Here is a 17,002-nt window from a genome sequence, read left to right on the forward strand (position 1 = left end):
CCTGCCCCTGCTCTCGCGGCCTCGTCCGCTACCGCTAGGAGAACGCCTTGGACCCGCACTCGCCCGAGATGACCGTCGGCGACATCCTCGACCTGCTGTCCACCTGCGATCGCGACACACCCGTCCGTCTCGCCATCAACCCCTTCTTCCCCATGGCCCACCGCCTGGGCGGCGTGGAGAAGACGGTGGACGAGCACGGCCGGCCGATGGTCTACATCGCCGAATCCCCGGAGGCCGAGCAGTTCGGCCCCCTGCCGCCCGCCGTGGCCGTCGCTCTGACCTGGCAGGAGTCCGTCGAGGCACCCCCGCGCCGCCGACGCGGCGCGACCAGGCCGAACAACGGCCAGTGATTCACCCCCGAACTGACGGAGGCGCCCCTGCACCCGCACCACCCCATCGATCCCTCCCACCCCACCTCGCCGGACCCGATGTACTGGGTCACCCCGCGCCACCTGGCCGGTGACGACGGCGTCCTCGCCGAGCGGATCGGCGACACCTTGACCGACCTCGGCTGGTGCATGTGGCCGACCTCCCGCAACACTCTGCTCTATACGAGCCCCGACGGCCTGCGCGGCGCCGAGTGGATCCTCGCCGCCTACCCGTTCGAGCTGGGCGGCCTCCCGGTCGCCTGGCAGCTGTCGGCACGTCCGCACTGCGCCTCGGCCCTGACCGAGTGGAACGCGTACTTCACCGCCGGCGTACCGCACGAGGCCCTCACCGATATTCTGCTCGCGCTCGACGCCAACGAGACCCCCGATGCCGGGCTCGAGAACGCCGAGGCGGTACTCACCGCGCTCAGCGCCCGGGGCTGGCTGCGCGACATGGACCGTCCGCGCACGACCGCCACCGACCCCGGCTTCTCCACGAACGTCTCGCTGGAGATGCTGCCGCCGCTCATCCACGACGCCGACCCCCGTGACGACCTGCTGGGCTGGCAGGCGTGGGCGGAGCCCGTACTCGGGGCGCCGTATCTGTGGTGCGCGAGCTTCAGCGCGAGCACCCCGCACGAATTGGTCGCGGCATTCGCCTCCTCGCTCGCCGCACCCGGCCCGGTCCCGCGCCGCACACTGCCCGAAGGCGCGGAGGAACGCCTCACCGTGGTCCGCCGCGGCTGACGAGCTGCTCATAGCCGGTGACCGAGGCGGGGGATCGACGGGGTGATGCCCCTTCTTCAGGCCCGGTGGTTCCACTCTCTTCACGAGAGTGGAACCACCGGGCCTTCGCCGTACCCCGGCAGGCGCGAACCCGACGGCACCCTGGAACCAAGATCAAGGCTGTGCATAGGATCACCGTCGTGGCAGGCAAAGTAATCGGAAAAGGACCCTTGCGCGGCTACCTCCTGGAGGAGGTGCTGGCCTGGTTGTTGCGCTCCAGCGGCTTCGAAGTCCTCACGGCCGACGACGACAAGGATAAAGAGCCGTGGAAGGTGCTGAAAGAGGACAAGAACGGCCTGCTAGTCCGCGGGCGTGGGGCATGGCACCAGGTCGACGCGCTCGGACAGTTCCGGTACGTCCCGCCGTTCTCCCTGCCGGTCCGCCTGTTCGTCGAGGCAAAGTACCTGACCACAGCTCCAGTTGGTCTGCCCACCGCACGTAACGGCCACGGTGTGATCCACGACGTGAACGAGGGCGAGACCACCACGCTCACCGCCCCGGGGACCGGCCGGCCACGGACGCGATACCGCTATAGCTACGCGATCTTCTCTACGTCCGGCTTCAGCCCGGAGGCACAGGACTACGCGCTGGCCCACCAGATATCCCTGATCGACCTCTCCGCACCGGACTTCGCCGTACTGCGGAATCTCGTCAAGACCACGGCAGACACCATTCACGCAGCACTCGAAGCCACTCCCGCAGCCGAGCGGCCGAAGGTGCACGAGATACGGGCGTATCTTCGCGGCCCGTTGCTGGAAATGGCCGCCGGCGATGTCGACCTGTCCGACACGTTTCGCGCGCCACTCGATTACCTGGCTCAGGCCCTGTACAGCCGGTCGCAGTTGGGTCTTGTCCTGGCCTTTCCTGCCGCGCCGTTCGTCTTGGGACTGGCCTCGGATGATCTGTACGGCTTCGTGGATTACGCGAGGGGGCATCCTACGCATGCGGTGCGCCTGCGCCGCATCAATCAGGCAGCGTCACATCCCGTTTGGGAACTGCGCTCGGCGGAGCACCCAGAGGCATACGCGTTGAGGTTCGGTCTGCCGGAGCGGGTGGAGGCCTGGATTGTCGAGCAGGACGAAGGAATGCCCTCGCGAACGCGGTATATCAAGCGCAGCATGCTGTCGACCATGACCCTGTACTGGATGGACGGGGAGCACGCGCAGACCTTCCAACTCCGTTACGAACCAGGCGAACTCCGTCTCGACGGCTGATCGCCCGATACGACGAAACCCCGGTGTCCGGGCCTGTCGGGAGGACAGGCCCGGACACCGGGGCAGGTGGAGGAGCGGATCAGCGTGCGGTGCGCGCCTTGGCGAGCGCCTTGTCCAGGTGGGCATCCACGAGGCCCGGCGAGCCGGAGACGGTCACCAGGATGTTGCCGGTGCGGATCGCCGTCTGCTTGACGACGCTGAGCTGCCCGCCGGCGGAGAAGGTGAGCAGTTGGCTCCACTGCTCGTCGCCGAGGTCCGGCGCGGCCGACTTCTCGGTACTCATGTCGACGACGGTGCTGCCCGACGTCACCTGGTAGGAGGGGCAGGAGAGCATCGCGTCGAAGACCTTCCCGATGCCCTTGGACAGCTTCGCGGCGCTGTCGCTGTACAGCTCCTCGCTGACCTCGGAGCTGCTGCTGCCGGTGTAGGTGAAGGACGCCTTCGCCTTGCGGGTGAAGTCGAGGCCGGAGCCTGTGGCCGCGTCGCTGCCGAGCTTCTCCAGCGCCGGGCAGCCGATGACGGTGACGTCGTCGTTGCGGCGAGCGGTCTCGGGCTTGCGGGTGTAGCCTTCGCCCAGGTCGCTCTCGTTCAGCAGCCGCTTGTTCAGCTGGGCCGAGGACAGCGGCCCGGATGCCGAGGGGGTGCTGCCGCCCCGGTGTGCGGCCGAGGAGTCGGCGGGCTCGGTGTGGCTGGCGCAGCCGGTCAGGGCGAGGACGGTGAGGGCACTCAGGGCGAGGGTGGTCGTGGTGGAACGGTGCATGCGAAACCCCTTGGTGATGCGAGACGGATGGTCTGACCGGGTCGGCCCTCCGGGTGCCGACGAACGCAGGGGTGAGGGGAAGGGGTTTTGCGCTTTCAGTGGCCGAGGTGGCGCAGGCCGTCTTCGAGGGTGGGGTGGAAGTGGTCGACCGGACCGGAGTTGCGGTTGTACCAGGCGGTGTCCAGCCGGGTCTCCTCCGTTTCGTGGCCGACTTCGCAGCGCAGCCACACCGAGTCGTCGCGCATGTTGAAGACGATCCAGTTCCGGTACGCACCGCAGTGGCAGGCGTGGACCTCGCTGTCGATGACGAGCGGTTGGTCCCAGCGCATCATGAAGCCCGAGACGTCCTGGCGGGACGGTGCCCGGAAGTCCGGCGGCAGGAAGTCGGGCACCACCGTGGCGGTCGGCGCGGCCGGGGCCGGCGCAGCGATCGGGCCGGGTGCGTCCGGCAGTGGCCACTCGGTGTGCATCGCTAGCACCGCCTGGCCGGAACGCTGGGCTTCACGGAACTCTCGGTCCGCACGGTTGCGTCGGATCACGCCGTCTCCATTTCTGTCGTCTCGCCTGCACGAGGAGAGTGCCGTAAGTCCCTGACCTGCTGCAACTCTAAGAATGTTGAATTCAGCGGGACTTGGCGGAGCGCTCCTTGCGGTTCGTCGGACGCTGCGCAGTACTGCGGGCAGCGGTGGGCGCGGTGGCCGTGGGCTCGGGCATGGCGGAAGCGTCGGCGGGCAGATCGGCCATGCGCCGCAGCCGCCACACGAGCACGTCGCTGATTGAGTCGGCGGTGTCCAACTCCCGCCGCTCGGCAGCCTCGGCCAGGAGCGCGGTCGGGTCGTGCCCGGCGCTTTCGACGTCGGCGAGCGTGGCGGCCAGGGCGTACCAGCCTTGCTCGGTGAGGATCTGCTCGGCCAGCTCCGGCACCGCCTGGCGCAGGTAGGCGGTCTGCTTGCGCTGTAGGGGCTGGGACAGGCGCCGACCGTGCTGGTGCATGACGCCCAGGTACATTGGTGCTGTGGCCTGGTAGGCGGCGCGCAGGTGCTCGGCGGTCTGGCGGGCAGCAGCGGCCTGCTGGGCGTGCTCCTTCATTCCGTGCCAGTGGGCGGCGGCGGTGACCAGGAAGAACACCATGTCGATCAGCATGGCGGTGGTGGCGCCGTCCTCCCCGCGGCCGAGCGCCGGACCGCCGTGGACGAGGTCACGGGCTGCCTGCCGCAGACCGCGGGCGTGCCCTCGCCCGGCCCGGACGTGGGAGCGGGTGGCTCGCTCGAACGCGAAGGCGGCGTCTCGCAGTTCGCGCCGGGTGTGCGCGGCCGAGGTCTTGGCGAGCGCGTCGAGGACCTCGCCGGCCCCGGCGAGCTGCGCGGTGATCTGCCCGTCGTCGCCCTGGTCGACGACGAGCACGGCCTGCCAGACCGCCCACGTCGCCTGACGCCGGGCGGCCGACGGGCTGACCCGGGCGGAGCCGGAGGAGCGGTCCGTGGTGGCCTCGCGGTCGGGTTCGGAGGCGTTGGTGGCCCACCGTTCGCGGATACGCGGCAGGGAGAGGTCGGGCGCGAGGGTGGAGCCCGAATAGTAGATCGGCTCTTGGTCCTCGTTGCAGTCGTCGGACAGCGCGACCTTGTAGCCGAGCAGATCGCCGGAAGGTGCGACGCGCTGACTGACCAGGAGGCCGGAGGCGGCCAGCCGGTCGAAGAACTCCTGCTCGCTGGCGACGCCGGCGGCGGCGCGGCGCACCGCCTCCCGCAGTGCCTCGCGTGGCGTTCGTTCCTTGCCCTGGCGGTTCGCCTTATGGCGTTCGGCGCTGGTAGGGCGCTTGGCAGCGGTTCCGTCGCCGGTGTTCAACCGGCGTAGCCCGTAGTCCACTTCGATCTTCCGGGCCTCGGCCTGGGAGCGGGCGCCATCTTGGCGGATGCGGGCCTGGCGGCCGTCATGGCGGACGATGGTGGCGATGATGTGGATGTGGTCGTCGGCGTGCCGTACGGCCGCCCAGCGGCAGGCGGCGTCGTCGCCTTCGGGGGCGATGCCGGTAGCGGCGACCATGCGGCGGGCGATGTCCGCCCACTGCTCGTCGGTGAGGATCGGGTCTTCGGGGGCGGCGCGTACGGACAGGTGCCATACGTGCTCGGCGGGCCTGTCGCTTTCGGGCAGGGCGATGACGGGCTGGTCGAGCAGGCGCTGCAGGTCGCCGTACGTCGCCTTGGGGTCGCGGCCGGGGTCGGGGGCCAGGCGGTCCCATGCCGCGACGAGGTGGGGGTCGATGTGCTCCTCGGCCTTGCCGGGGCCGTACAGGTAGGCCACCAGGCCGCGGGTGTCATCGCCCATGTCGTGGACTTTGGGGATCATGCAGCCGGACGCTCGCCGTCCAGGTAGCGCTGGACGAAGGCGTCCACACGCAGCGACACCTGGTCAACGGCAGCGAGTACTGCCCTGGCCTGCGGCGCGGGCTCGTCCGAATTCAAGGCTGCCGCAACCTGGTTGAGGTTGTTGCCGATCCGGTTCAGCGCGGGGCGTAGGGCGAACAGCTCACGCATCATTTCGCGTTCGCCGGCGACCTCGGCTTCCGTGCGCGTCAGATTGCGGGCGGCGCTCAGTGCAGCGTGGGCGAGGAAGCCGGACGGTGTCATGGCACACGCTGCCGCGGCGTCGAGCACAGACTGCTTCTCGGTGTCGTTGAAGCGGCTGGCGATCAGATGCGTGCGCTTGCTGGACTTGGTCTTTGGCGTGCGATTACGCGCAGGCGGCTGGCTCGGCGGCGCACTCGCGTGCTGTGCGCAGTGCGGGTTGTGGCACGGGTGAGTCATCTCCTCCTTGGGATGCGAGCCGCCCTCGGTCGCATCCCCACGGTCCAGTGCCCCCTGGCGCTGGACCGCCTCCGCCACCCCCGGTGCGGAGGACGCGAGAGTAATACTCCCAACGGGAGTATTACTCTCGCACCAACTTGCTCGCGTTGAGGTCGAGTTGGTTTCCGGCTCACCTGGCGCGGGGGTGGGGTTTGTCGTGGGGTTCGTCATCGGGTGCGGTTCCTCGTGGTGCGGATGCGGTGCTGGATTTCGGCGGCTAGGTCGACCATGGCGGTCGGGCCGCCGAGGACGTGGATGGGGGATTCGGTGCGGTGCTGGATGAGCCACTGGCCGGTGGGGGCCAGTACGGCTGCGTGTAGGAGTTGGTGGTGCACGAGGACCTCCGCCCAGGCGCTGGCCTCGGCGGTGGATGGTGCGTGCGTACGCGGGTGGCGGGCAGGAATGGCGATCCCTCCAGGGCGGGGGCGGTGGCCTAGCGCAAGGCCGGGCCACCAGACGGATAGCGGAAGCAGGCGGCTGACCTGCTTCTTTGTGGCTGTTAGCCGCACTCGGGGCAGTGATCGAGGTGCCGGTTCAGGGCGCGCGCCATGTTCTGTTTCACCGAGATGGCGTTCTTCGCGCTGGTCTTCGCTGGCGAGGTTCCCTGGTGGCGCTCGGAGTGACTCCGCAGGAAGCGGATGTCTTGCTCGAAGCCGGACTTGATGCGCGTGAAGCGCTGGCAGGTCTTCATCGGGTCGTGCTCCTTGTCGGGGTGGTGCCTGCCTCGTCGCGCAGTCGCTGCAGAACCGGTGTCAGGCGTTCGTTCCGGCCGCCCTGGAGGTTCTGGGCGCGGAGGATCTCCCGCAGCTGGGGACGGTTGACGGTTGCGTTTCCGTCGCGCTTCAGCAGCGCGGGCACGTGGGGACGGACCTGCTCGACCATCTCCTCGACGGTCAGCTGCGGCTGCTTGCGGGACCGTTTGGACTGGGTGCCGCGGGGACGGTTCCGGGACGCCTTCGCCTTGTGCTTTCGCCGTACGGGGACGGTGTGGGGACGGTCCCCGTTGGGCTTGGTCCCCGTTCTGGTGTCGGGGTGTTCGCGGTCCCCGTCGTCGTTGGGGACGGTGTGGGGACGGTCCCCGTCGGGCTCGGTCCCCGTTCTGGTGTCGGGGTGCTCCCGGCCCTCCTCGCCGACGGGGACGGCCGACGGGGACGGGCCTGTGCCTCCCTGAGCAGCGGCTTCGCGGACGCTGTCGGCGCTACCGCCCGCGTCGTCGCCAGCTTCGTCGGTCCCGGGGACCGGGACCTCTCCGTCCCCGATCGCTGCTTCTTCGCCCACGCTGGGCACGCCCGAGGCGTGCTCGTCGGCTCGGTCCCCGTTGGTGTTGGGGACGGTGTGGGGACGGTCCCCGTTGGGCTTGGTCCCCGTCCCCGTCCCGGCTGCTGTGCTGCCGACAGGCCGGTCCCCGATCGATGCGGTGCTTTGGGGACCGGAGTCGGGGACGTTGCTCAGCCACGGACTCGCCTGCTCCTCGTTCGCCGCCGGAGTCACGAGGGACGGAGCGAGAGGGGACCGGTCCCCTCGAGGCTCGTCCTGGTCTTGCGCGGGCTGGATCCAGGGGGACGGCAGGGTCACGGTGGCGAGCGCTGTGGCGTGCCGGCGGGCGGCCAGCTGCTCCAGAAGCGCCCGACGCTGGTGCGGGTCGGTGCCGACACCGGATCGCGTGAGAGCAGTCTGGAGCCGACGCGTGATCCGGGTGTCCTTCTCGCGCTCCTTCTCGGACATCCTGGCCAGCCGGGAGGCGAGGGCCACTGCCCGTTGAGTAGCGCGGTCCTTGGTGATCTGCGCGGCATCGCGGTTGCGGGTGGCGACGCCCAGGCGGGAGAGGAGACGCTCACGCACTTCGCGTCCGAGCGTGGCCAGGAGCCCCTGCGAGGCGGCGTCCGGCTTGTGCAGCCGCAGCTCGATGCCCATGGCCAGGTGCCAGAGCACGGCCGCCATGACCGAGCCGACGAAGGCCCGCACGGTGCCGCCCACCGTGCCTGACTCGGCGTACGCAGGGATGACCTGCACCCCGGTGATCACCCAGACCAGGGCGCCCGGGAGGCCGGGCGCTCCTTGGGTCTTCAGGTTCTGCCGGGCCATCAGCGCGGTCGCGAACAGCGCCAGCTCGGCCGCGCTGAACATCATGGCCCGTTCCACGGCGCCGGCCATGTCGAGGTAGTCGGCGGCGAAGCGCCAGCTGGTGTCGGCGCTGTAGGCGGTGCAGTTGAGGGCGGCGAGGGCCGCGACCCAGACCGCGGGGGTGCCGGCTCGCGTGCTGCCCGCCCGGGTCTGGTTGCGCCGGATTGACCATCCGGCCAGTACCAGGGCGAGCACGCCGACGGCTGTGACCACGTAGACGGGCTCGATGCCGGAGGGGAGGGACAGGGCGATGGGGTGAGTCATGCGGCCTTCCGGAGAGCGGCGATCAGGGCGTGCGTCTGCACCTGGCGGGGCACCTGCACCGGCGAGGCGGCGTCCTCGTCCTCGGCGCCTTTGTCCTCGGCGTGCTCGTCTTCGGCTGCCTCGGCCTCGTCTGATTGCCCCCAGTAGCGGTCGCGGTCGGCGACGGCGTGTGCGGCGTTGCGCATCAGGTCTCGGGCCCAGTCGAGGTCGAGCCGCAGTGCGTAGGCGAGGCGCTCGGGGCTCCAGCCGCGCGTGTAGGCGTGGCGGGTGACGGCTTCGCGCTCGGCGTCGCTGAGGTGGACGTCACGCCCTTCGAACGCGGCCTTGACGCGGCTGTAGTCCAGGCGCTTGTTGACCCGGGCGTGCCAGGGGCGGCGCTCGTCCTCGGTGAGCCCGCCCCACATGCCGTGTCGGATCTCGTTGTCGAGCGCGTAGTCGAAGCACGCCTTCTTCACCGGGCAGCTGCCGCAGATCGACTTGGCCTCGTCGATGGCCGCGCGGTCGCGGGACGCGTGGAAGAACAGTGCGTCGATGGTCTTGGCCGGCAGGCGGTGGCACAGGCCCCGCTCCTGCCAGCTGTGGTCGGCGATGCCCCGCAGGGCCGGGGCAGGGGTGTCGTTGGTGGTCTTGTGGCGCAAGGCAGTCTCCGGAGGTCGCCTCGTCGGGCGGGTAGCGCGGCACCGGTGGTGGGCGGGTGCGGCTGGGCGCGTCTTCGAGGCGGGCAGGGGTACGGCGGCAGGCCGCACCGGAGGCGGATCGGTTGCGAGGGGGTCGGCTCAGCGGCCGGAAGTAGGCAGGCGCATCGCCCTGCTCCGGGCTCCGTGTCGGAGCCGGATCAACCGGGCGAGTGGGCGGCTGGCGATCACGCCGCTACCTGCTGGGCGCGTGCTGCCACGGCGAGGTCCACGCGGCTCGGGTGCGGGGTGGCACGCGAGGCGTTGCCCCGGGCATCTCCGTCGAGGCCGACACGTCGGCTGCGACAGGGCTCGCCCTCGCTGGCCTGGCACCACGCGCATCGCACACCGAGGACGTCGGGTCCTCCGGCGGCGATGGCCGCCTCGCGGGCCGCTCGGGCGGGCCGGAAGCGAGCCAGCTCGGCGCGCACGACGGGCGGGATGCACGAGCCGATGGCCGCCAGGCGCGCCTCGATGTCGCGGTGCGGGCCGCCGCTGGTGAGCTGCCGGTGCGTGGCGGGGGCGGTGGCACCTGCGGCTACCGCGTGCCGGGTGCCGACCAGTTCGGCTCGCCAGGCGGCCGGGTCGTCCGGGTTGGCGGCCGGGGTGGGGTCGGTGTGCCGGGCCAGGCGGTCGCGGCGGTAGCTGCGCCACTGGCGAGCGACGTCCACGGGCAGGATCGGGTACGGGGAGGCAAGCACATGGGCCTTGATCGCCTCGCGGACGTCCCAGCCGTGGTCGGTGGTGAAGGGCACGTCGCCGAGCAGTTCGTGCCACTGGGCGATCTGGTCACGGGCCTCGCCCGTGTCGGTGCGCATCGTGCGCGGGTCCAGGCGGCCGAGGTAGGCGAGGACGGCAGCAACTTCACGTGGGTTCAAGGCAGTTACTCCGTTCCGGTCGGTTCGTCGAGCGCGGCGAGCAGGGCGGCGGTGTGCGCCTCGGCGCGGGTCATGCCGGCCTTGGTGGCGGGGGTGCCGCCGGGCAGGGCGTAGAGGTTCGGTCGGTCCGGTGCGGGGTTGTGCTCCCGGGCGATCCAGGTGCGCCAGTCGGCGCCCCACGCGGCGGTGGAGCGCGGGCTCCAGGCCGCCCGGTGAGAGCGCCACTTCGCATCGGCGGCCTGCAGGCCCTGCTCGCCGAGGCGGGCGAGGTGCCCCTGCTGCTGAGCCCAGGAGCGGCTCGCGTCGTCGATCTCCCAGTCCGCGGCGGGGACGAGGTCGGCAGCACCACTGCTGCTGTACCTACGGTTCACCTTCGGTTCACTACGGTTCTGGGGGTCAGAATCGGACCCGGGGCGGGGTCGGGATCTGACCCGGGCTGGGGTCGGATTCTGACGAGGGGGTGCAGGATCTGACCCGGTCAGGTTCTGACGAGGGGGGTCGGATTCCGACCCGGTCTTGGGCCAGATGCGGTGTTTGCGCAGCCGGTTCTCGTCCAGTTCGGGCACCGGATCGGCCCCGGTCAGGGGCTCGACGTACGCGTCGGGGTCGTCCTCCCGGGCCGCCGCGACCTTGGCGAGCCACGCTGCGGCGCGCGGCAGCCGGTAGACCGTGCTGTGCTGCGGCCCGTCGAAGTCGTCGAGCACCTCCAGCTCGCCGCTCTCGGCCAGGGCGGCCAGCGCGCTGCGCACGGCGTTGCGGCTGGCGTTCGTACGCCTCATCAGCGAGGTGAGGGACGCCCAGGCGACGCACTGCTCGTCCGGTACCCGGTCGGCGATCGACAGCAGGACCAGGCGGGCGTTTCCGCGGCTGGTACTGGACTCCCACGCCCACTCGCGGGTGTCCCGGCTCATCGGGTCACCGCCGGATCGAGGCGGGCGACGAGGGCCGACGGCGGCGCGACGGCGCCGAGCAGCCGGTGTGAGGGCAGGGCGCCAGGCGGGGAAGCGAGGATGGCTGCCGCGCTGGCCGGGGGCACCGGCCTTTTGCGCAGGGCAGGCGGCATGTAAGACTCTCCTCCGTAGTGAAACCCGCGCCGGTGTGCCCCGTAGGAAGGGCCGGTGCGGTGAAGGTGGGTGTATCTCCCGCCCTTGCCGGGGCAGGAGTGACATTTGGCGTTCGGCGTCCGGGAGTTACCGCTCCATGGACGCCGTCGCTGTTTTCTGGGCCTATGTCACCTGTCTGGATCGCGCGTTCCGCATCTCGCTCCTTCGCTGTCTGTCACCGGGCGGGCTGCCCGGCGAGGGACGACGAACATATGCAGGCCCTGCGCCAAGATCCAGACCTTGCTAAAGAACTCTCCACAACTCGCGACGAGCGCCGCCACTGCCCGGTCCTGGGCACCCCGGCGTTGGGGGGGCGAGACCTGTGGGCCGCCTGCGGACCGGGCGTGACACCCGTCGGATCGCAGTCCGCAGCAGGAGACACATGCGGCATTCCTCTCGGTGACCACTCGCCAGGACAGGGAGCAGCCGGTTAGGTGATCTTCACGCCCGCCTGGTGGAGCGGGGCGATGTACTGTCCGGCGTCCGGGAGTTACCGCTCTCGGGCGCCGCCGCTGCATGCGGACCTACACGGCCTGGTTGGTACCTGCTGCCGCGCTCCTTGCGTTCGTAGCGCCGGGCGGTGTGCCCGGAGGACGTCGAACATACGCACGGACCCGTGTCAAGATCCAGAGTTGGTTCTTAACCTCTGTACTAGTTGCAGAGAGTCACCATGCGTGTCGTTCGTGGAAGTCAAGGTCTGTTCGCAGGACGCTGGGGGTTTGGTGACTCCCCGATGCGAGCGCTCTGCGCCCTGTCGGCCGGACGGCCCGTTCGCGTACATCGCCAGTCCTTCCCGGCCGGTGGTCCGTTCTTTACATCCGCTCCGATCAGCTGCGAAACACTGCACTGGATGGAGCAGGGGCAAACGTACACTCCAGTTGCGTCTGTTCGTCAACTGTAGTGTCGGAGTCTGGGACGGTGGGGGTGCGATTGCCACTGGAGTGGATAGGATGGAGGTTATGAGGGAGGGGTGGAGATGACTGAGAAGAACGAGCGCGCCTTCGCGGAGCTGCTCGACTATCTGTTCCGGGAGGTGCACCCGAAGGGCCGCGGCCCCTACACATACGCGGAGGTGTCACAGGGCATCCGGGACACCTCCGGCTTCGCCATCTCCGCGAGTGCCATCCAGCAGCTCCGTACCGGGACGAACACGAACCCGAAGATGCAGACCATCCGAGCGCTGGCTGGGTTCTTCGGCGTGACCCCGGGCTACTTCTTCGACGAGGCGGAGGCCGAGCGGCAGCGCGCGGAGATTCAGGTGGTTGCCGCCATGCGCGATCAGGGAGTGCGCCGGGTCGCCTTGCGTGCCTCCGGGCTCAGCACGTCGAGCCTGCACATGCTGAACGCCGTGATCGACCAGGCCCGCCGGCTAGAAGGGATGCCGGACGAGTCGGATGACTCGGGTCTGCTCGACGAGGAATGATCTGGCCGCCCAATCGGCAGCGCGTATCGGCCTCCCTCTTGCCGATCAAGCGCTGCCGGTCCGGTGGTCCTCCATCAGCACGATCACCCGGAGGTGGTCGCTGCGGATGGGTTGCATGGCGACGATACGCACAGCGACCTCCCGCCCCTGGTGGTACGGGAGCCTGAGCCGGCGAAGGTCGCCGTCGGGGTGCTGGACCATCTCGCGGCGATCCCACATCTCCCGTGCTTCGGGCGAACCGGCGAGGATGTCGCGTTCCAGGTCCCGCAGAGCCTTGTTCGTTGGGTGGTGGGCTCGCTCGTAGCGAATCTGCCCCAGGTAGGAGCGGGCCCAGTCCTCCCAATTCACGAGCTGCTCCCGGGCCTCCGGCGTGCGGAAGGTCCATCGCATCTGATTGGCCTGGTAGGCGGCCCACGGGAACCAATCCAGCCATGGCCGGTTGAAGCCGAGCGTATTCGACGCGAGGTCCGTCGCGCAGGCGGGATTGGGGGCCTGGTTGTCCAGAAACTCCTGGAGCGCCTCATTTATCTCGGCCATCGCGTCGGCTTCCGGCGCGGTGGCAAGTGCCGGCGGATGGCCAACCGCCCCCACGTAGAGCGTGCGACGTTCTGCGGGGCTCAGCTGTAGCGCCGACGAGATCCGGTCGAGGAAGTCGGCGGAGTATGCGGCTTCCTTGCCTCGTTCCAGGGAGCCGTACCAACGCTCGCTCACATCAGCCAGGCGAGCCACATCGCTCTGCGTCAGCCCGGCGCTCCGGCGGCCAGAGAGCTTCAGGCCCGGAACTGTTCGGGGGCTTGTGCGGCTCCGCCACGATCGCAGCAGTTCGGGCAGGTACTCGCCGTCGCCCTCGACCTGCCCCTCCCGGGGGTCCATCATCTGAGTTTAGGTCCCATGATCAAGTGACATTCGCCACGACACACCCCCGTGTGCCGGTCAGAGGATTTGCGGGCGGTCATTCCGCGTAATCAGACATAGCGGGTATCAAGACAGATAGGTCCTGTCGGGCCGGGGCGGCCTTCCGGATCCAGTCACCATCTGTAACCGGAATTTATGGTTCCGGGAAGCGTGACTTCCGCCTTCCTCTTGGCATCCTCATGCCTGCGCGCACCAGCAAGTCGCTACACGGCCGAGGCCGAGGAGGGGGGATTGGCATGCCCTTGCCAGCAATCGATGAGAGTCGACTGCGCAAATCATGCGAAAAGAAGATCGATCGTCTGCGCCTGCCGCATCGCTTCAGTACGCGTGAGTTGCGCGACGCGATAGCGACCCTGCGGGGGAAGCCGATCATCCTCAATCCCTTGAGGACCCTCGGTGCGGTCGACGCGCCCTGCGGCATCAGGATCGAGACCCCATCAGCCGACCTTCTCTATTACGAGGAAGGTACGTCCGTCCACCACCAGCGGCACATCCTCACACACGAGCTGTGCCATGTGTACTGCGATCACCCCGGAAGCCTGGAGGTCGACGCCGAGACAGCCCAATCCCTCGGTGTTAACCCCACGCTGGTGATGCGCATGTCGGGACGCACGAGTTACTCGACAGCTGACGAACGCGAAGCGGAAATGATGGCGACGGTTATCCGGCAGCGCATCTACCGCGCACGCGAGACCCCTTCTCGTCAGCCCGAAAAAGGATCGGACAGCTGGGACGCACTCTTCGCCCAGCCCATTAAGAAAGGCCGGTTCCGCCCGCGATGAATGCAGTTTTTCTGGGCATGGCCTGCTTGCTTGCAGCGGCTGCCGGCTACTGGGTCTTTGGCCGAGGTACGCCCCGCCCGACCGGCACGTGGGCCATGGGCGCGCTCCTCGGCTCATTCGCCCTGGCCTTCGCCTCCTACGCGCCATGGTTCGAGAACGCTGTCGAAGCCTTGGTGCCGCACGTGGCCCGGCTGCTGAGCAACTGCGCTTCCTTGGCCGCTGCCACTGCGGTCCTGGCGGTCTCCTTCCAGCTCAACTTGGACCCCGAGCAGGCACGGCGCCGAGTCCGACTGCGCCTCGTTCTCTTCACCACGTCAGCCTTCGGCATGACTGCGCTGTTCGCGTACGAGCAGATGACACACCGCTCTCCGCAGGTGTACGCGCTCTACCTGCTCCTGTTCATCTCCTACCTCGGCTTCGCCATCGTCGACTTTCTGCGGCAGGCGGTGCGTCAGTCGAAGTCGACTCGCCGAACGAGCGTCCGGCTGGGGCTGCGGATGGCGGCAGCAGGCTGCGCGTTCGCGCTGGTCTACTCCGCGTACAAGTTGACGGTCCTCATCTCCTTGGGATTGGGATTCCATCTCGTACCCGACCACTCGGAGTGCACGTCGCTTGTCGTCGCGCCGTGTGTCTTCAGCGTGACGTCGCCGGCGCTCGCCGTCCTGCTGATCTGTCTCGGTCTCACCGTGCCGGCTGTGGTCTACCCGATCAGCCAGGCCCGCCGCCGCCGGTGGGAGGTGCAGTCCTTCGAGGCGCTCGGGTCTCTCTGGCTGGACCTGTCGGCCGCGATGCCGCAAATCGTCCTGTCATCTGCAGACTTCGCCGAGGACACCACCAAGGACGTCGACTTCCTGCTTCAGCGGCGGGTCATCGAGATCAGCGACGGCATCCTCGCGCTCCGCCCCTACCGCTCGCGCAGAGTGCAGGAGATGGCCCAGGAGACGTTCGGCGTCGGAACGGAAGAAGGTGCCGCGGCTGTCGAGGCGGCTGTCGTGAAAGCAGCGCTGGCGTCCTCCAAGGCCGGCCGGTACGCCGACGAGATTGCCCTGCCATCGGCGGACGCCGCTTCGCGCACGGACCTTCGCGCGGACACGCAGTGGCTCCTCCGGGTGGCCGAGGCATACACAAACCGAGTTGGGCGTGTCGCCGACGATGGTCAGCCGGAAAGGATCGGAGCCTGACAGCATGACCGACCCGACGCAGGATCCCCGCTTTCTCCAGGACCCCTATCCCACTTACGCGGCTATGAGGTCCACGTGCCCGGTGCAACCTGTGCCTACCGGCTCCGGTGGGCACTCCAGCTACCTGGTCACCGGCTACGCGGAAGCGCGGGAAGCTCTCGGTGACGCTCGCCTCTCGAAAGACACGGCCGCGTTCTTCGCGGACAAGGGGTCACGGCGCCGCCTGCACTCTGCAGTTGCGCACAGCATGCTGGCCAGCGACCCGCCCCAGCACACCCGGTTGCGCAAGCTGGTGACCAAGGCATTCACGACCGGGGCCGTCGCAGAGCTGCGTCCGTACATTGCCCGAGTCACCAACGACCTGCTGGATCAGTGGCCCGCCGGCGAGCAGGTCGACCTCGTCGCCGGCCTGGCGGTGCCGTTGCCCGTGATCGTGATCTGCGAACTGCTTGGCGTACCGGAAGCAGATCGAACCGACGTTCAACGCTGGTCTGGAGAGTTGTTCGCCGCCGGGAAACCGGACCTCATCGACGCGGCCTCGCACTCCATGGCCGACTACATGACCGGCCTTATCGCCGCCAAGCGCGCGCGTCCGGGCGATTCACTCCTCGACCGTCTCATCTCGGCACGCGATGGCGAGGACCACCTCAGAGAGGAGGAGTTGGTCTCCCTCGCAGTGCTACTTCTGGTCGCCGGGCACGAAACCACAACCAATTTCCTCGGCAATGCCGTCCTGGCGCTGCTCCAGCACCCTCAGGAGCTGGATCGCCTGCGGAGAAACCCGGACGATGTGCCAGCCGCATTGGACGAGCTGCTTCGGTTCGATTCTCCCGTCAGCACAGCCACTTTCCGGTTCACGACAGAGGCTCTCACTCTCGGTGGCACTGAGATCCCAGCGGGTGTCCCCGTGCTGGTGTCGCTTGGAGCCGCCAACCGCGACCCTGAGCGGTTTCCCTCACCCGACCAGCTCGATTTGAACCGGGACGCAGCTGCCCATCTTGGCTTCGGTCACGGCATCCACCGCTGCGTCGGCGCCCCCCTGGCGAGGGCCGAAGCCGAGATCGCCCTACGAGCGATCTTGGCCCGGTTCCCCGGAATCCGCCTTGCCGCACCGCCTGATCAACTTGGCTGGCGGCGCACCCGCCTTGTTCGCGGGCTGGTGTCGCTCCCCGTCCGGACGTAAGCGATCAACGGAACATCAGTAGGGGCGCGGCAGCTCAGTCGCTGGCAGGTGCATGCCGTGACATCTCGTTCCGACCGGGTGACATGACCAGCTCGCTTACGCGTGCCTTCCAGTACACCGGCAGTCCTGTGGCCTTCCTCGCCCGCCGGTACGTCAGAGCCCACCCCATGTCCCGCTCGACCGTTCCGTCCTCCGTCACGCTGGCGTGCCACCACAGCCAGCCGAAGAGGTGCTGCCGGCCATCCGTACATGGCGGGGCGAAGACGTAGGTCGTGGTTGCGCTGAGCTTTGCCATCGACTCGGCAATCTGCGCCTTGAGGTTCCCCCGCTGTGCGGTAGTCGCTGATCAGCAGGTCAGGGCGGGTTGACGGGGTTTCAGGTTCGTTCGTTCGGCGGATACCTGGTCGGCGTAGTGCTTCTCCTCGAACTCGACGGGGCTGAGGTATCCGAGACGCTTCTGGATCCGCCGGCCGTTAGAGAAGCCGTCGATGTACTCGAAGAGCG

The 17,002-nt window shown here is 68.8% G+C and carries 21 protein-coding genes; 7 read left to right on the forward strand and 14 right to left on the reverse strand.

Translation table 11 applies throughout. The features are described 5' to 3' along the window. Positions 1–68: 68 nt before the first annotated feature. The 3 genes from ACFYXH_RS39925 (at position 69) to ACFYXH_RS39935 (ending at position 2,368) form a co-directional block, all read left to right on the forward strand. Positions 69–350, forward strand: a complete 282-nt coding sequence (locus tag ACFYXH_RS39925; RefSeq protein ID WP_389574101.1) for a hypothetical protein — start codon at positions 69–71, stop codon at positions 348–350. A gap of 78 nt (positions 351–428) precedes the next feature. Continuing rightward, positions 429–1,115: a DUF317 domain-containing protein gene (locus ACFYXH_RS39930; RefSeq protein WP_389574052.1), complete on the forward strand. Its 687-nt coding sequence runs from the start codon at positions 429–431 to the stop codon at positions 1,113–1,115. Positions 1,116–1,294: 179 nt separating this feature from the next. Continuing rightward, on the forward strand, positions 1,295–2,368 hold the full coding sequence (locus ACFYXH_RS39935) for a hypothetical protein (RefSeq protein WP_389574055.1): 1,074 nt from the start codon (positions 1,295–1,297) through the stop codon (positions 2,366–2,368). 79 nt (positions 2,369–2,447) lie between these two features. Here ACFYXH_RS39935 and ACFYXH_RS39940 read toward each other — a convergent pair whose 3' ends face one another. The 11 genes from ACFYXH_RS39940 to ACFYXH_RS39990 form a co-directional block, all read right to left on the reverse strand. Beyond that, on the reverse strand, positions 2,448–3,128 hold the full coding sequence (locus tag ACFYXH_RS39940; protein ID WP_389574057.1) for a hypothetical protein: 681 nt from the start codon (positions 3,126–3,128) through the stop codon (positions 2,448–2,450). 95 nt (positions 3,129–3,223) lie between these two features. After that, the gene (locus ACFYXH_RS39945) at positions 3,224–3,667 is read right to left on the reverse strand and encodes a hypothetical protein (protein ID WP_389574060.1); all 444 of its coding nucleotides are present in this window, start codon (positions 3,665–3,667) and stop codon (positions 3,224–3,226) included. Positions 3,668–3,749: 82 nt separating this feature from the next. Beyond that, entirely contained in the window at positions 3,750–5,474 is a 1,725-nt protein-coding gene (locus tag ACFYXH_RS39950) for a relaxase/mobilization nuclease domain-containing protein (RefSeq protein WP_389574063.1), read from the reverse strand. Next, complete coding sequence (locus ACFYXH_RS39955) at positions 5,471–6,010, reverse strand: plasmid mobilization protein (RefSeq protein ID WP_389574065.1); 540 nt, start codon at positions 6,008–6,010, stop codon at positions 5,471–5,473. Before ACFYXH_RS39955 ends, ACFYXH_RS39950 begins: the two co-directional genes overlap by 4 nt. Before the next feature lie 128 nt (positions 6,011–6,138). After that, positions 6,139–6,306, reverse strand: a complete 168-nt coding sequence (locus ACFYXH_RS39960; RefSeq protein WP_389574066.1) for a hypothetical protein — start codon at positions 6,304–6,306, stop codon at positions 6,139–6,141. Positions 6,307–6,470: 164 nt separating this feature from the next. After that, on the reverse strand, positions 6,471–6,662 hold the full coding sequence (locus tag ACFYXH_RS39965) for a hypothetical protein (RefSeq protein ID WP_385307313.1): 192 nt from the start codon (positions 6,660–6,662) through the stop codon (positions 6,471–6,473). Next, the gene (locus ACFYXH_RS39970) at positions 6,659–8,359 is read right to left on the reverse strand and encodes a hypothetical protein (protein ID WP_389574068.1); all 1,701 of its coding nucleotides are present in this window, start codon (positions 8,357–8,359) and stop codon (positions 6,659–6,661) included. Before ACFYXH_RS39970 ends, ACFYXH_RS39965 begins: the two co-directional genes overlap by 4 nt. After that, positions 8,356–8,997: a WhiB family transcriptional regulator gene (locus tag ACFYXH_RS39975; RefSeq protein WP_389574070.1), complete on the reverse strand. Its 642-nt coding sequence runs from the start codon at positions 8,995–8,997 to the stop codon at positions 8,356–8,358. The genes ACFYXH_RS39970 and ACFYXH_RS39975 overlap by 4 nt, the downstream gene beginning before the upstream one ends. Positions 8,998–9,221: 224 nt before the next feature. Next, on the reverse strand, positions 9,222–9,911 hold the full coding sequence (locus ACFYXH_RS39980; protein ID WP_389574073.1) for a hypothetical protein: 690 nt from the start codon (positions 9,909–9,911) through the stop codon (positions 9,222–9,224). A gap of 5 nt (positions 9,912–9,916) precedes the next feature. Continuing rightward, complete coding sequence (locus ACFYXH_RS39985; protein WP_389574075.1) at positions 9,917–10,822, reverse strand: helix-turn-helix domain-containing protein; 906 nt, start codon at positions 10,820–10,822, stop codon at positions 9,917–9,919. After that, on the reverse strand, positions 10,819–10,974 hold the full coding sequence (locus tag ACFYXH_RS39990) for a hypothetical protein (protein WP_389574076.1): 156 nt from the start codon (positions 10,972–10,974) through the stop codon (positions 10,819–10,821). The genes ACFYXH_RS39985 and ACFYXH_RS39990 overlap by 4 nt, the downstream gene beginning before the upstream one ends. Positions 10,975–11,990: 1,016 nt before the next feature. On the opposite strand from ACFYXH_RS39990, the gene ACFYXH_RS39995 reads away from it, so the two are divergent. Then, a complete protein-coding gene (locus ACFYXH_RS39995) occupies positions 11,991–12,437 on the forward strand; it encodes a Secondary metabolite protein (RefSeq protein ID WP_389574079.1) in 447 nt (148 codons plus the stop codon). Between the two features lie 45 nt (positions 12,438–12,482). On the opposite strand, the gene ACFYXH_RS40000 is transcribed toward ACFYXH_RS39995, so the two are convergent. Further along, a complete protein-coding gene (locus ACFYXH_RS40000) occupies positions 12,483–13,310 on the reverse strand; it encodes a helix-turn-helix domain-containing protein (protein ID WP_389574081.1) in 828 nt (275 codons plus the stop codon). Positions 13,311–13,588: 278 nt separating this feature from the next. Here ACFYXH_RS40000 and ACFYXH_RS40005 point away from each other — a divergent pair, with 278 nt between their 5' ends. Genes ACFYXH_RS40005 through ACFYXH_RS40015 form a run of 3 tightly spaced genes read left to right on the forward strand, consistent with a single transcriptional unit; the run spans position 13,589 to position 16,498 of the window. After that, complete coding sequence (locus ACFYXH_RS40005) at positions 13,589–14,134, forward strand: regulator component (RefSeq protein ID WP_389574084.1); 546 nt, start codon at positions 13,589–13,591, stop codon at positions 14,132–14,134. Between the two features lie 17 nt (positions 14,135–14,151). Then, positions 14,152–15,315, forward strand: coding sequence for an MAB_1171c family putative transporter (locus tag ACFYXH_RS40010; RefSeq protein ID WP_389574086.1), 1,164 nt, complete (start codon positions 14,152–14,154; stop codon positions 15,313–15,315). 4 nt (positions 15,316–15,319) lie between these two features. Then, positions 15,320–16,498: a cytochrome P450 gene (locus ACFYXH_RS40015; RefSeq protein ID WP_389574088.1), complete on the forward strand. Its 1,179-nt coding sequence runs from the start codon at positions 15,320–15,322 to the stop codon at positions 16,496–16,498. Between the two features lie 34 nt (positions 16,499–16,532). On the opposite strand, the gene ACFYXH_RS40020 is transcribed toward ACFYXH_RS40015, so the two are convergent. Together ACFYXH_RS40020 and ACFYXH_RS40025 are read right to left on the reverse strand one after the other, a co-directional pair. Continuing rightward, positions 16,533–16,793, reverse strand: a complete 261-nt coding sequence (locus tag ACFYXH_RS40020; RefSeq protein WP_389574091.1) for a hypothetical protein — start codon at positions 16,791–16,793, stop codon at positions 16,533–16,535. 51 nt (positions 16,794–16,844) lie between these two features. Beyond that, positions 16,845–16,988 (reverse strand): hypothetical protein, encoded by a 144-nt coding sequence (locus tag ACFYXH_RS40025; RefSeq protein ID WP_389574103.1) that lies wholly within the window; start codon positions 16,986–16,988, stop codon positions 16,845–16,847. Between the last annotated feature and the right edge of the window lie 14 nt (positions 16,989–17,002).

Origin of the sequence: Streptomyces sp. NPDC002730 (assembly GCF_042888805.1) — a bacterium.
Classification (GTDB): Bacteria; Actinomycetota; Actinomycetes; order Streptomycetales; family Streptomycetaceae; genus Streptomyces.

Bases quoted from the DNA above. Each gene is read 5' to 3' on its own strand.
- ACFYXH_RS40000 (WP_389574081.1), bottom strand. From the start codon at position 13,310: ATGGACCCCCGGGAGGGGCAGGTCGAGGGCGACGGCGAGTACCTGCCC.
- ACFYXH_RS40020 (WP_389574091.1), bottom strand. From the start codon at position 16,793: ATGGCAAAGCTCAGCGCAACCACGACCTACGTCTTCGCCCCGCCATGT.
- ACFYXH_RS39985 (WP_389574075.1), bottom strand. From the start codon at position 10,822: ATGAGCCGGGACACCCGCGAGTGGGCGTGGGAGTCCAGTACCAGCCGC.
- ACFYXH_RS39970 (WP_389574068.1), bottom strand. From the start codon at position 8,359: ATGACTCACCCCATCGCCCTGTCCCTCCCCTCCGGCATCGAGCCCGTC.
- ACFYXH_RS39995 (WP_389574079.1), top strand. From the start codon at position 11,991: ATGACTGAGAAGAACGAGCGCGCCTTCGCGGAGCTGCTCGACTATCTG.
- ACFYXH_RS39965 (WP_385307313.1), bottom strand. From the start codon at position 6,662: ATGAAGACCTGCCAGCGCTTCACGCGCATCAAGTCCGGCTTCGAGCAA.
- ACFYXH_RS39925 (WP_389574101.1), top strand. From the start codon at position 69: ATGACCGTCGGCGACATCCTCGACCTGCTGTCCACCTGCGATCGCGAC.
- ACFYXH_RS40010 (WP_389574086.1), top strand. From the start codon at position 14,152: ATGGCCTGCTTGCTTGCAGCGGCTGCCGGCTACTGGGTCTTTGGCCGA.
- ACFYXH_RS39940 (WP_389574057.1), bottom strand. From the start codon at position 3,128: ATGCACCGTTCCACCACGACCACCCTCGCCCTGAGTGCCCTCACCGTC.
- ACFYXH_RS39930 (WP_389574052.1), top strand. From the start codon at position 429: ATGTACTGGGTCACCCCGCGCCACCTGGCCGGTGACGACGGCGTCCTC.
- ACFYXH_RS39990 (WP_389574076.1), bottom strand. From the start codon at position 10,974: ATGCCGCCTGCCCTGCGCAAAAGGCCGGTGCCCCCGGCCAGCGCGGCA.
- ACFYXH_RS40005 (WP_389574084.1), top strand. From the start codon at position 13,589: ATGCCCTTGCCAGCAATCGATGAGAGTCGACTGCGCAAATCATGCGAA.
- ACFYXH_RS39950 (WP_389574063.1), bottom strand. From the start codon at position 5,474: ATGATCCCCAAAGTCCACGACATGGGCGATGACACCCGCGGCCTGGTG.
- ACFYXH_RS40015 (WP_389574088.1), top strand. From the start codon at position 15,320: ATGACCGACCCGACGCAGGATCCCCGCTTTCTCCAGGACCCCTATCCC.